The 13,280-nt window shown below is 61.7% G+C and carries 11 protein-coding genes; 3 read left to right on the top strand and 8 right to left on the bottom strand.

What is annotated here, in order from left to right; genetic code table 11:
- Positions 1-36 precede the first annotated feature (36 nt).
- From creB to creD, 3 genes are all read left to right on the top strand, one after another.
- Entirely contained in the window at positions 37-717 is a 681-nt protein-coding gene (gene creB, locus HV782_RS26820; RefSeq protein ID WP_123469366.1) for a two-component system response regulator CreB, read from the top strand.
- Positions 717-2,135, top strand: coding sequence for a two-component system sensor histidine kinase CreC (gene creC / locus HV782_RS26815; protein ID WP_186746499.1), 1,419 nt, complete (start codon positions 717-719; stop codon positions 2,133-2,135). Before creB ends, creC begins: the two co-directional genes overlap by 1 nt.
- 108 nt (positions 2,136-2,243) lie before the next feature.
- On the top strand, positions 2,244-3,614 hold the full coding sequence (gene creD, locus HV782_RS26810; protein WP_186746501.1) for a cell envelope integrity protein CreD: 1,371 nt from the start codon (positions 2,244-2,246) through the stop codon (positions 3,612-3,614).
- A gap of 245 nt (positions 3,615-3,859) precedes the next feature.
- Here the strand turns inward: creD and HV782_RS26805 are convergent, their stop codons facing one another.
- The 8 genes from HV782_RS26805 to HV782_RS26770 all read right to left on the bottom strand — a co-directional run bounded on the left by HV782_RS26805 (position 3,860) and on the right by HV782_RS26770 (position 13,150).
- On the bottom strand, positions 3,860-4,489 hold the full coding sequence (locus HV782_RS26805; protein ID WP_186746503.1) for a glutathione S-transferase: 630 nt from the start codon (positions 4,487-4,489) through the stop codon (positions 3,860-3,862).
- A 209-nt stretch (positions 4,490-4,698) separates the two neighbouring features.
- Entirely contained in the window at positions 4,699-4,878 is a 180-nt protein-coding gene (locus HV782_RS26800) for a hypothetical protein (RefSeq protein ID WP_186746505.1), read from the bottom strand.
- Positions 4,875-5,999, bottom strand: coding sequence for a PepSY-associated TM helix domain-containing protein (locus HV782_RS26795; protein WP_186746507.1), 1,125 nt, complete (start codon positions 5,997-5,999; stop codon positions 4,875-4,877). Before HV782_RS26795 ends, HV782_RS26800 begins: the two co-directional genes overlap by 4 nt.
- 74 nt (positions 6,000-6,073) lie before the next feature.
- Positions 6,074-8,500, bottom strand: coding sequence for a TonB-dependent siderophore receptor (locus HV782_RS26790; protein ID WP_186746509.1), 2,427 nt, complete (start codon positions 8,498-8,500; stop codon positions 6,074-6,076).
- Positions 8,501-8,731: 231 nt separating this feature from the next.
- Positions 8,732-9,706, bottom strand: coding sequence for a FecR domain-containing protein (locus HV782_RS26785; protein WP_123469352.1), 975 nt, complete (start codon positions 9,704-9,706; stop codon positions 8,732-8,734).
- On the bottom strand, positions 9,703-10,179 hold the full coding sequence (locus tag HV782_RS26780) for an RNA polymerase sigma factor (protein WP_189655873.1): 477 nt from the start codon (positions 10,177-10,179) through the stop codon (positions 9,703-9,705). The genes HV782_RS26785 and HV782_RS26780 overlap by 4 nt, the downstream gene beginning before the upstream one ends.
- Positions 10,180-10,511: 332 nt before the next feature.
- Entirely contained in the window at positions 10,512-11,219 is a 708-nt protein-coding gene (locus tag HV782_RS26775) for a 3'-5' exonuclease (protein WP_123469350.1), read from the bottom strand.
- Positions 11,216-13,150, bottom strand: a complete 1,935-nt coding sequence (locus HV782_RS26770) for a DUF294 nucleotidyltransferase-like domain-containing protein (RefSeq protein ID WP_302467484.1) — start codon at positions 13,148-13,150, stop codon at positions 11,216-11,218. Before HV782_RS26770 ends, HV782_RS26775 begins: the two co-directional genes overlap by 4 nt.
- Positions 13,151-13,280: the final 130 nt, after the last annotated feature.

Below are 13,280 nucleotides of genomic sequence, written 5' to 3'. Positions count from 1 at the left end.
CACCGTTCGCGCACCTAACCCACGGGCTCGGACGCCATGCCTCATATCCTGATTGTCGAAGACGAAGCGGCGATTGCCGACACGCTGATTTTTGCCCTGCAGGGCGAGGGGTTCACCACCACGTGGCTGAGCCTCGGCGCGGCGGCGCTGGAGCATCAGCGGCAGACCCCGGCCGATCTGATCATTCTCGACATCGGCCTGCCGGACATCAGTGGCTTCGAGACCTGCAAACAGCTGCGGCGCTTCACTGAAGTGCCGGTGCTGTTCCTCAGCGCCCGGGATGCCGAGATCGACCGTGTGGTGGGCCTGGAGATCGGCGCCGACGACTACGTGGTCAAGCCGTTCAGCCCCCGGGAAGTCGCCGCCCGGGTGCGGGCGATTCTCAAGCGCATGGCGCCGCGACCGCTGATCGAAGCCACCTCGACGCTGTTTCGCATCGACCTCGAGCGTGTGTTGATCACTTACCGTGGCCAGCCACTGAGCCTGACCCGCCACGAATTCCGTCTGCTGCAATGCCTGCTCGACCAACCGCAGCGAGTCTTCAGTCGCGAGCAATTGCTCGACGCGCTGGGCGTTGCCGCCGACGCCGGTTACGAGCGCAGCATCGACAGCCACATCAAAAGCGTGCGCGCCAAACTGCGGCTGGTGCAGGCCGATGCCGAGCCGATCCAGACCCATCGCGGCCTCGGTTACAGCTACAGTCCGGGGCACAGCTGATGTCGCTGGGGCTGCGGATCTTCCTGGTGTATGTGCTGTTTGTCGGCCTGACCGGTTATTTCGTGCTCAACACGGTGATGGAAGAAATCCGCCCGGGCGTGCGTCAGTCCACCGAAGAAACCCTGGTCGACACCGCCAACCTCATGGCGGAAATCCTGCGCGACGATTTCAAGGCCGGCACCCTCAGTGAGAATCGCTGGCCGCAGTTGCTGCGCGCCTATGGCGAACGCCAGCCGCAAGCGACCATCTGGGGGTTGCCGAAAAACCAGGTCAACCACCGCATCTACGTCACCGACGCCAAGGGCATCGTCGTGCTCGATTCCATCGGCGTGGCGGTCGGTCAGGATTACTCGCGCTGGAACGACGTTTACCTGACCCTGCGTGGCGAATATGGCGCGCGTTCGAGCCGCAGTGATCCGAATGACGCCAGTTCCTCGGTGATGCACGTCGGCGCGCCGATCCGCGATAACGGCAAGATCATCGGCGTGGTCACCGTGGCCAAGCCCAACAGCTCGTTGCAGCCGTATGTCGATCGCACCGAGCGCCGCTTGCTGTTTTACGGCGCCGGGTTGATCGGGCTCGGCCTGCTGTTTGGCGCCTTGTTGTCGTGGTGGCTGAGCCGTGCGTTGCACCGTTTGACCGGTTACGCCCAGGCGGTGAGCGAGGGCCGGCGGGTAGAAGTCCCGCATTACCGCGGGGGTGAGCTGGAACAGCTGGCGACCGCTGTGGAACAGATGCGCACCCAACTGGAAGGCAAGGCCTACGTCGAGCGCTATGTGCACACCCTGACCCATGAATTGAAGAGTCCGCTGGCGGCGATTCGTGGCGCGGCGGAGTTGCTGCAGGGCGACATGCCGCCGGTTCAGCGCCTGCGTTTTGTCGGCAACATCGACAGCGAAAGTGCGCGGATGCAGCAGTTGATCGAACGATTGCTCAATCTGGCGCAGGTCGAACAGCGGCAGGGGCTGGAAGAACGCGTCGCCGTGCCGTTGGCGGCACTGGTCGATGAATTGTTGCGGGCGCAGACGGCGCGGATTGAAGGCAAGCAACTGCGGGTCGAGCAGACGATTGCGGCGGATCTGCTGTTGATCGGCGAGCCGTTTCTGCTGCGTCAGGCGTTGGGCAACTTGCTGGACAATGCGCTGGATTTCACCCCGTCGCAGGGGTTGTTGCGCTTCACCGGCGAGCGGGTTGGCGAGCAGATCGAATGCCGGTTGTTCAATGAGTCGGCAGCGATTCCTGACTACGCTTTGCCGCGTTTGACCGAGCGTTTTTATTCGCTGCCGCGTCCGGACAGCGGGCGCAAAAGTACCGGCTTGGGCCTTAACTTCGTTGAAGAAGTGGTCAAGTTGCATGGTGGGTCGATGCAGATTCGCAATGTCGAGAACGGGGTTGAGGTGACATTGCGCCTGCCTTGATACCGAGTTGCGACCATCGCGAGCAGTCTCCACACAATCTCCATGTTTCCCCCACATTCCCCTCATACAGCACCAGCAGACTCTGCCCATCCAAACAGGGAGAGTCCCATGAACAAGAATCTGACGATCAAACTCGGCGCTATCGCCCTGCTGATCCTGCTGTTGTTGATCCCGCTGCTGATGATCGACGGCGTCATCGACGACCGCCAGCAGTTGCGCGACGGCGTGCTCGAAGACATTGCCCGCAGCTCCAGCTACAGCCAGCAATTGCGCGGGCCGGTGATGGTAGTGCCGTATCGCAAGGTGGTTCACAACTGGAAGCTCAACGACAAAACCAATCAGCGCTACGACGAACCAGGCGAGGAACGCGGGCGGTTGTACTTTCTGCCGGAGCGTTTCGAACTCGACGGCCAGGTGCAGACCGAACTGCGTGCCCGGGGGATTTACGAGGCGCGGCTGTTCCACGCCGATAACCGTATCAACGGCCATTTCTCGTTGCCGGCACAGCTGGGCATCAAGGAAGACTTCAGCGATTACCAGTTCGATGCGCCGTTTCTCGCGGTCGGCATCAGCGACATTCGCGGCATCGAAAATGCGCTGAAACTGGAACTCGATGGCCAGCGCCTGGACTTCGTTCCCGGTACTCAAGTCGGTTGGCTCGGCGAAGGTGTGCGGGTCACGCTGCCGCTGCTTGATACCCGTAAAACCACGGAGCTGGGTTTCGCCTTCGATTTGCGTCTGCAAGGCACCGGTTCGTTGCAGGTGTTGCCAGTGGGCAAGAGCAGCAGCGTCAGCCTTGCCGCCAACTGGCCGCATCCAAGCTTCATCGGCAACTTTTTGCCGGCCAAACGGGAAATCAATGACGCCGGTTTCAGCGCCGACTGGCAGACCACCTTCTTCTCGACCAACCTGCAAGACGCCATGAGCCGGTGCGTCAGCGGCAATGATTGCGAGGCGTTCAACGGTCGCAGCTTCGGCGTGAGCTTCATCGACCCGGTGGATCAGTATCTGAAGAGTGACCGGGCGATCAAATATGCGCTGCTGTTCATTGTCCTGACGTTTGCCGGTTTCTTCTTGTTCGAAGTGCTCAAAAGCCTGGCGGTGCACCCGGTGCAATACGCATTGGTGGGTGTGGCGCTGGCGTTCTTTTATCTGTTGCTGCTGTCGCTGTCGGAGCACATCGGGTTTGCCCTGGCGTATCTGTTGTCGGCCAGCGCTTGTGTGTTGTTGATCGGGTTTTATGTCTGCCACGTACTGCGCAGTGTGCGTCACGGTCTGAGTTTTTCGGCAGGACTGGCGGCGTTGTATGGCCTGCTCTATGGATTGCTGAGCGCCGAGGATTACGCGTTGTTGATGGGCTCGTTGCTGCTGTTCGGCCTGCTGGGTGTGTTCATGGTGCTGACGCGCAAACTGGACTGGTACGGGATCGGGCAGAAATCGGCCAGGCCGTTGGAGTTTGATGTGGGGGCGATGCAATGAGCGGGTTGCGTGAGGAACAGCGAGAAGTGCAAGTATTGGTGACGCTGATATTTGCGTCACTGCCGCCGGCACCGCGTGGGTGCCATCGCTGGCAAGCCAGCTCCCACAGGATTTGTGTTGAATCAGAATCCTCTGTCATACCCAAATCCAGTGTTGGAGCTTTGCTGAGTCAGGCGTCTCTGCCATAGCCACAACCCCTGTGGGAGTTGGCTTGCCAACGATGAGGCCGGAGCAGCTCCGCCTATTCAGGGCTTGGGCATCGTCGCGATCATGGACGGTCGCTGACTCACTTCAAAGAACCAGTTGGCCAGTTGCGGGTTGGCATCTCGCCAGCCCAGGTCCGGGAAGCGCAGGTCGAGGTAACCCAGCGCGCACGCCACGCTGATCGCCGCCACATCAAAGTGGCTGGTCAGCTCGGCAATCGCATCGCGCTCGAGCACGGCGAGGGCGCGGCGGATCTTGTCGCGCTGGGCTTCGAGCCATTCGTCCCAGTGTTTTTCCGGAGCACGCAGGACCAACTCATAACGCACCATCACCGACGCATCCATGATCCCGTCGGCCATCGAGGCCAGTGTCAGGCGACGCCAGCGGGCCGCGCCTTCGCGGGGAATCAGTGGGTTGCCGACGTGCTGCTGGTCGAGGTATTCGAGGATCACCCGGCTGTCATGGATGACGTTGCCATCGGCCAGACGCAGTGCGGGGATCTTGCCCAGCGGATTGTCGATATTGAGCTCGGTGCTCGGGCTGACGGGGCTGAGCACGCAGTCTTGCAAGGCGACGCGATCCTGCTGGCCGGTCTCGTGCAGCAACACCATCACTTTGCGCACGAACGGGGAGAGCGTGTTGTGGTACAGGGTCATGCTGGGGGCGGACATTGGCAAACCTCGGTGATCGTCGAAGAGCAGGAGGTTAGCCTAGCCACAAGCCGCGAGGCTGGCGAGGGAATTTATGGTGCCTTGAAGGTCGCCATCGCTGGCAAGCCAGCTCCCACAGGTTTTTGCAGTGAACACACATTTCGGGTTCACCAGAAGTCCCTGTGGGAGCTGGCTTGCCAGCGATGAGACCATCACCGACCACACAAAAACTACCCGCGCTGCTGCAATCCCCTGATCCCCAAAAATGCCGGAACACCGAGTCCGACCCAGCTCAACGCATCCCAAACCCCGTCCCCCAACAACGCCGCAAACAATCCCGCCGCACTGAGCAACGCAATCACGATCGGCGTGCTGAACACTTTCCAGAAACTCGACTGACGCGGTTTCATGCACAAGCCCCCACCTGCAGCGGTTTCGCCGCTTTACGCCGCACCACCCAGAGGTACACCCCGCTGCCGAGGACGATGATGGTCAGCACATCGAGCGTGGCCCAGAGGATCTTCATCGGCATGCCGCCGTAGTCACCGAAGTGCAGCGGCTGCGACATGCCCATGGCGTCCATGTACCACGGGCGCTCGGCCACGGCGGTGACTTGCAGCGTCGTGGCGTCGATCAACACCGGCGTCAGCAGGTGCGAAGTCAGGTGCGTGCCGCCCTTCATGAACACCGAGTAATGATGCTCGCTGGAAAAACGCGTGCCGGGAAAGGCAATGAAGTCTGGTTTCATCCCCGGCGCAACGTCGCCGGCGATGTCGAGCAAGCGTGTGGCGGGGGCCAGCTGCGTCAGGGGCGGCGCATCGCGATACGGCGCGATCAGGGTGTTCAAGGTGTCCTCGCGCCACGCCGCGATTATCAGGTCGGCGCAGGCACTGATTACCCCGGTCACGCCCACCACCAGCGCCCAAGTCAGGGTGACCACGCCGATCAGGTTATGCAGGTCGAGCCAGCGCAGGCGGGTGGATTTGTCCTGGCGCACGGTGCCGAATTTCAACCGACGCATGAACGGCAGATACAGCACCGTCCCCGAGATAATCGCCACCACAAACAGCAGCCCCATGAACGCCAGCAGCAACTTGCCCGGCAACCCGGCGAACATGTCCACATGCAGACGGAGGATGAACAGCATCAAGCCACCGTTGGCCGACGGTGTTTCCAGTGCTTCGCCGGTGCGTGCATCGAGCATGAAGGTGTGCGATGAGTTCGGTTCGGTGCCGGCGGTTTTCGCCATGATCGTCAGCACGGCGTTCGGCTCATCGTCGTCGAAACCGAAATACTGCACCACGTCATCCGGGCGATGTTTTTCGGCGGCTTGCACCAGTTGCGCCAGATTCAGTCGAGGCGTGTCGGCCGGCATCTCGCGGACTTGGGGCGCATCGCCGAGCAGGTGCTCGATCTCGTGATGGAAGATCAACGGCAGACCGGTCAGTGCCAGCATCAGCAAAAACACCGTGCAGATCAGGCTGGTCCAGGTGTGGATGAACGACCAGCGGCGAATTGTTTTACTTTTCATTTCATGACCTTCAAAAACACCAAAGCCGTCCACGGAGGACGGCCTGGTCACAGGGCCTGTTTCAGCTCAGACGCTTACCACTTGTAAGTGGCGCTGGCGACGACACTGCGCGTGTCGCCGTAGTAGCAGTAGAAGCTGTCGCAGGTGGAAATGTATTCCTTGTCGAACAGGTTGGTCGCGTTGAGTGCCAGCGACGCGCCCTTGAGGCTGTTGTCCAGACGACCGAGGTCGTAATGCACGCTCGCGTCGAACACGGTGTAGGCGTCCGCCTTGCCCAGCCAGGTGTTGGCCTTGTCGCCGTAGGTGTTGCCGGTGTAACGCACGCCGCCGCCAATGCCGAAGCCGTCGAGCACGCCGGCGTGCCAGGTGTAGTCGGTCCACAGCGACGCTTGCTGATTGGGCATCAGTTGCAGGCGATTGCCCTTGTCGACGCCGTTCTGCACTTCGGACTTGGCCAGGGTGTAGGCGGCAATGACTTTGAGGTTTTCGGTCACGTCCGAGGTCGCTTCCAGCTCCAGGCCTTTGACTTTCACTTCGCCGGTCTGGCTGGTGACCGACACGTTGTTGACGAAGGTGTTCACCGAAACGTTTTTCTGGGTCAGGTCATACACCGCTGCGCTCAGCAATGTCTTGCTGCCCGGTGGCTGGTACTTGATACCCAGTTCCCATTGCTTGCCTTCGGTCGGCTTGAGCGAACCGGTGGAGGTGGCATCGGCGCCGGAGGTTGGCTGGAAGGATTCGGCATACGACAGGTACGGCACAAACCCGTTGTCGAAGACATAGCTGAGCGCTGCGTTGCCGCTGAATGCCTTGTCGCGCTGGGTGTTGGTGGCATCGCCCTTGTTGATGAATCGGGTGCCGGTATGCACCCAGTCTTCACGGCCGCCGAGGGTCAGGCGCCACTGGTCGAGGGCCATCTGATCCTGGATGTACAGGCCGGTCTGGTAGGTCTTCTGATCGTAATCGTAAAACGCGGTGGAGCGCGCTGGGCGCACGATTGGCTGACCGTAGATCGGGGTGATCACGTTGGTGGCCAGGCCGTCACCGAAGATCGAGGTGTAGTTGGTGTTGCTGCGCTGGTGATCAAGGCCCAGCAGCAAGGTGTGGCGGATATCACTGGTGGCGAAGTCGGCCTGGAAGTTGTTGTCCACGGCGAACTGGCTGATGTCTTCGTCGACGCTGGTGCTGGTGCGATTGACGTTGCCCTGATCATCCACTTGTGCGAACGGATAAGAGCCCGGCGTCAGCGACTGGAACGACAGGTCTGACTTGGTGTAGCGCAGGTTCTGCTTGAACTGCCAGACGTCGTTCAGGCGATGTTCGAAGGCGTAGCCCAGTGCGTAGTAGGTGCGGTCGTAATATTCCCAGTCCGGATCGCCGAGGTTTTTGTGGTGGGAAATATCACCGAACGGCGATTTGATCTTGGTGCCCTGCACCGGCAGGAACTGGCTGGTGATGCCGGTATCGTCGCGAGTGAACTGGCTCAGCAGAGTGAACTTGGTGTCGTCGTCGATGTTCCAGGTCAGGCTCGGCGCGATGTTGTAGCGCTTGTTGTCGACGTGATCGACCTGGGTGCCACTGTCGCGTACGACACCGCTGACGCCATAGAGGAACTGGCCGGCGTCGTCGATCTTGCCGGTGCTGGCGAAGTTGATCTGGCGATGGTTGTCGCTGCCGTATTGCAGTTGGATTTCGTTGCTGGCGATGTCACTTGGACGGCGGCTGACCATGTCCAGCAGACCGCCCGGCGGGGTCTGGCCGTAAACCGAGGAGGCCGGGCCGCGCAGCAGGGCGAGGCGGTCGAGGTTCCAGGTTTCCTGTTTCGGGTTGGCGTACACGCCTTTGGGCAGCGGCAGGCCGTCGAGGAACTGGGTCGGTTCGAAGCCGCGCACACGCAGCCAGTCGGCGCGGGTATCGCTGCCGTAGCTGCTGGCGGTGATGCCCGGCATGTAACGCACGGCGTCGTCGAGGCTGTGTACGCTGCGGTCGTCCATTTGCTGGCGGGTCGCGACGGAGATCGAGCGCGGTGCCTCGACCAGCGCGGTGTCGGTCTTGGTGCCGGCGGCGGTGCGCGTGGCGGTGTAGCCCTCGACCGGACCCCAGGCGCTTTCGAGGTTTTCCACGCCGATGACCGAGGTTTCCGGCAGGGCCAATGTCCCTTCGGGCACGGCTACCAGGCTGTAGGTGCCGGCGCTGCTTTGTTCCAGCTGCAGGCCGGTGCCACGCAGGGCTGCACGCAGCGCACCGGCGGCGTCGTACTGACCATTGACCGGCGCCGAGGTCTTGCCCGCTGCCAGCGCCGGATTCAGCGACAGGGCGAGACCGCCCTGGCTGGCGATCTGGTTCAGGGTGGCCGACAGCGGCGCCGCCGGCAGGTTGTAGGCGCGCACGCTGGACGCTTGTTCAGCGGCGAGCAGCGGGCTGCTGATCAGCGGGGCGCCGAGGGCAACGGCGACGGCCAACAGACTGGGGCGCAACAAGGTGTCTAGCGAACGGGACATGCGAAGGCTCCTGAATGGAAATATTTCTCAATTGCCTGTGTGCCGAACGAGAATCGAAAAGTGATAGGGCTGGATGAAAATAATTTCGATTAACTGAAAGTGGAGGCTGTAGGGGTCCCATCGCTGGCAAGCCAGCTCCCACAGTTTTCAGTGCTGTTCACAAAACTGATGCTCACTGCCGATCCCTGTGGGAGCTGGCTTGCCAGCGATGGCGGCGGCTCGGGCACCGCGTTACTCAGGCTTGGTATCGGCCTTCGCCACGGTGACCCAATACGGCGTGTGCTGCTCGATCTGCACCGGCAGGGTCGGCAGCAGGGCGCTCAAGGCCTTGTCGGTGTCATGCAGCGGGAAGCTGCCGGTGATCCGCAAGTCCGCCACTTCCGGTGCCACGCCCAAGTGTCCGCGCCGATAACGACTCAGTTCCTGCACCAGGTCGCCCAGTCGCGCGTTGTCCACCACCAGCATGCCGCGGGTCCAGGCATCGGCGCCGGGGTTGAGTGCGACAATCGAATCCAGCCCGTCACGGCGCAACAGCACTTGCTGGCCTTCGCGCAGAATCTGTTCTTCGGGATTTGTTTGCGCATGCGCCGCCACCGCCGACTGCAACACGCTCAGGCGTGTGCCGCTGTTTTCGCGCTTGACCAGGAACCGCGTCCCCAGCGCGCGCATGCTGCCCTCACGGGTTTCGACGATAAATGGACGCGCATCACCATGACCGGTTTCGACGAGGATTTCGCCTTCCTGCAACACGATCAACCGGCGCTGCTCATCGAAGCGCACATCCACCGCACTGTGGGTGTTGAGGTTGAGCACGGTGCCGTCGGCCAGGCGCACGGTGCGCTGTTCGCCGGTGGCGGTGCGTTGATCGGCGAGCCAGTAATCCAGCGGCAGATAACGCTCGCTGGCGAACAGACCGAGACCGATGAGCACCATTACGCTGGCCAGTCCGCTGCCCAGTCTGCGCACCCGGCGGCGAATGCCTTCGCGCGATTGCAGCAATGCGCTGCGGGCCGGGCCTTTGGCGGCACTGAAACGCTGATCGAGCATGCCCAACTGGCGCCAGGCCCGGGCGTGTTCTTCGTTGGCCGCGTGCCATTTGGCGAACTCTTCGCGCTCCAGCGCAGTGCTCGAATCGAGCGTCAGTTGCCAGGCAATTGCCGCATCCAGCACATGGGCCGGCACCGGTCTGGAACTGGCCGGGCTCATGTCGGCTCACCGTACAGGGCGATGTAACACTGACGAATGCCTTGAGCCAGATACTGCCGCACGCGCGGCACCGAGACGCCCAGCTTGTCGGCGATCTCGGCATGGCTGAGGCCGTCGAGGCGGTTATACAGGAAAGCGGCGCGCGCCTTGGTCGACAAGGTGCCGAGCAGGCGGTCGATGGTCTTGAGGTCTTCGAGGATCAGTTGCTGTTCTTCCACCGAAGGTTGTTCGCCTTCGGGGATCAGCATCAGTTCGGTGAGGTAGGCCTGTTCCAGTGCGGCGCGACGGAAGTAGTCGAACAACAGCCCTTTGGCGATAGCCAGCAGAAACGCCCGGGGTTCGCGGGGCGTCAGCAGCCCGTCGCGACCGAGCAGGCGCACGAAGGTGTCCTGGCTCAGGTCTTCGGCACGCTGCGGACAGGCCACATTGCGCCGCAACCATGCCAGCAGCCAACCGCGATGGTCGCGATACATCGCACCGACGAGTTCACTGTGAGGGCTTGGGACTGACGACACCAGACGCACCGATTGGGAAATATTAACCAACGAGAATTGTTCGCGATTCTGGCAGAGGTGGGAATGGTTAGCAATTGGCCACTGGTCAGGTGGGTGTTTAAAAGGCAGACCCTCACCCTGGCCCTCTCCCGGCGAGAGAGGGGACTGATCGAGGGATATTCTGGAGGTCTACCGACCTGAGCGCGTTGCGGTGAATCCACAATCGACTCGGTCTTTCAGGTCGATGCAAGGCTGCAGACACCACGGTCGGCTCCCTCTCCCTCCGGGAGAGGGCTGGGGTGAGGATGTTGTTAAAAAGACGGCGCCTGTTGCCGCCGCTTCCACTGGCTCAGCCGCTGCTGCAAATTCAACGGACTGTGAATCTGTTGCTGGCGCGCCCGGCTGAACAGAATCAACGCCAGTTCCGCCGTCGCCAACGCATCGGCACTCGCGTTGTGCCGCTCGAACACTTCGAGCCTGAACCACTCGATCCACTCATCCAGTCCGGCTTCGCGGATGTTCGCCTGCGGGCACAGCAGCGGCGCCATGTCGGCTACATCCAGAAACACGTTCTGCAGCTTGTAGCCCAAGTGTTCCTTCAACGCGCGCCCGAGCATGTGCTGATCGAACGGCGCGTGAAACGCCAGCACCGGGCTGTCGCCGACAAACGCCATGAATTCCAGCAACGCCTCGGCGGGATCGCTGCCCGCCGCAATCGCATTCGGCCCCAGACCATGAATCAACACACTGGGGCTGAGCTTCAGCTCCCGGCATTGCAACGTGCGTTCGAACTGTTGGCTGAAGTCGATCGCGCCGTCCTCGATCACCACCGCACCGATCGACAAGACGCGGTCCTTGTTCAGGTTCAGCCCGGTGGTCTCCAGGTCGAGCACCACCCAGCGCTGTTCGCGCAGGCTGCATTCGCTCAGTTCGCCGATCGTCGGCAACTGCGCCAGGCGTTGCTGCACATCCGTCGTCAGGGCAGGGCCGGCTGGACGCAGCCACGAGAACAGGCTCATAGCTGATACCGCAAGGCCAGGCTGCTTTGCAGGCGTTGCGCCTGGCGCAGGGATTCACGCAGGATGCGCCGGTCCAGATGATTGAGGCTGTCGGGATCGACGCGGTTGGAATACGGCAGATTCTCCCGGGTCTGGATCTGATGCTGTTGCATGCGCGTCTGCTGGATGAAGTGATAGGCCTCTTCATACGCCGCGCCATCCAGCGGTTCGATGACGTGCTTATCCACCAGTTGGCGAAAACGTTCGAGGGTGTTGTTGGTGTCGATGCCGTTGGCCAGCGCCAACAGTCGAGCACCATCGACAAACGGCGTCAGGCCCTGGATCTTCAGGTCCAGCGTGGCTTTTTCACCGTTCTTGCGTGCCAGCACAAACTCGCGGAAACGTCCCACCGGCGGGCGATTGCGCAGGGCGTTCTCGGCCAGCATGCGCTGGAACAAACGGTTATCGCCGACCTGCTCGAGAATGCCGCGGCGCAACTGCTCGCAGCTTTTTTCATCGCCCCAGACCACCCGCAAGTCGAAGTAGATGCTCGAACCCAGCAGGTTCTCCGGCGTGGCCTCGCGGATGAACGCTGCAAAACGCCGCGCCCATTCCGCCCGCGACAGACACAGTTCGGGGTTGCCGGCCATGATGTTGCCCTTGCACAGAGTGAAGCCACACTGCGCCAGGCTTTGATTGATCTGCTGGGCAATCGGCAGCAACTTGCCGCGAATCTGCGCCGCATCCGCCGCATCGCGGGCGTCGAACAGAATGCCGTTGTCCTGATCGGTGTGCAGCGTCTGCTCGCGGCGGCCTTCGCTGCCGAAACACAGCCAGCTGAACGGCACGCCAGGGTCGCCTTTTTCCGCGAGGGTCAACTCGATCACCCGGCACACGGTGTGGTCGTTGAGCAGGGTAATGATGTGGGTGATCTGCGTCGAAGACGCGCCGTGGGCAAGCATGCGCTCGACCAGTTGGCCGATCTCGCCGCGCAGGGTTATCAGTTGTTCGACGCGCTGGGCGCTGCGGATGGTCCGGGCCAGGTGCACCAGGTCAACCCGTTGCAGCGAGAATAGATCGCGCTCGGAGACTACGCCGCACAGGCGCTGATCCTTGACCAGGCAAACGTGGGCGATGTGCCGCTCGGTCATGGCAATCGCCGCGTCGAAGGCGCTGTGATCCGGCGACAGATAGAACGGCGACGGGGTCATGTGCCGCGCGAGCGCTTCGCTGAAATCGCCAATCCCTTCAGCCACCACATGGCGCAGATCGCGCAGGGTGAAGATCCCCAGCGGCGCCTTGTGTTCATCCACCGCGACGATGCTGCCGACCTGCTGGTCGTGCATCAGCTTGACCGCTTCACGCAGCGGCGTGTCGGGACTGCAGGTCACCGGATGACGCATGGCCAGCTCGCCGAGGCGGGTGTTCAGCGAATACTGGGTGCCGAGGGTTTCCACGGCTTTCTGCTGGACTTGCTGGTTGACCTGATCGAGCAGGCTGCTGACCCCGCGCAAGGCGAAATCGCGGAAGGTGTTGGAGAGCGCGAACAGTTTGATGAATGCCGGTTTGTTCAATTGCAGGCAGAAGGTGTCTTCGCTCGCCAGGTGCGCCGTGCGGGTCGCCCGTTCGCCTATCAGTGCGGCCAGCGGGAAGCATTCCCCGGTGGTGATCTCGAAAGTGGTTTCGGTGCCGGGCTTGGTGATGTGCTGACGCTCGCCGACCACACGGCCCTGTTTGACGATGTAGAAATATTCGACCGGCCCGTCGGCGGGCTTGATGATGCTCTCGCCCTGAGCGTAGAAACGCAGCTGACATTGCTCCACCAGATAAGCCAGGTGGGCATGTTCCATCTGATTGAAGGGCGGGAAGCGCTGGAGGAATTGCAGGGTTCCCTGAATGTTCTGCAACACCGCGGTTTTCCCTGCCTGGGTGAAGGCGTCCGCTTTACTCATAACCATTACCGCAGTCTTTTTTGAATTGTTGTTGTCGGATCGTTGCCGTCATGGTCGGCCCCTGCGAACGGGGTGCCCATTGGACGTAAGTCTAGGTTTGAGCTGCCGTTGGGCACATTTGGGAAGTGCC

Source organism: Pseudomonas monsensis, from assembly GCF_014268495.2.
GTDB classification, from domain to species: domain Bacteria; phylum Pseudomonadota; class Gammaproteobacteria; order Pseudomonadales; family Pseudomonadaceae; genus Aquipseudomonas; species Aquipseudomonas monsensis.
This window is presented reverse-complemented; position numbering and strand designations above follow the sequence as displayed.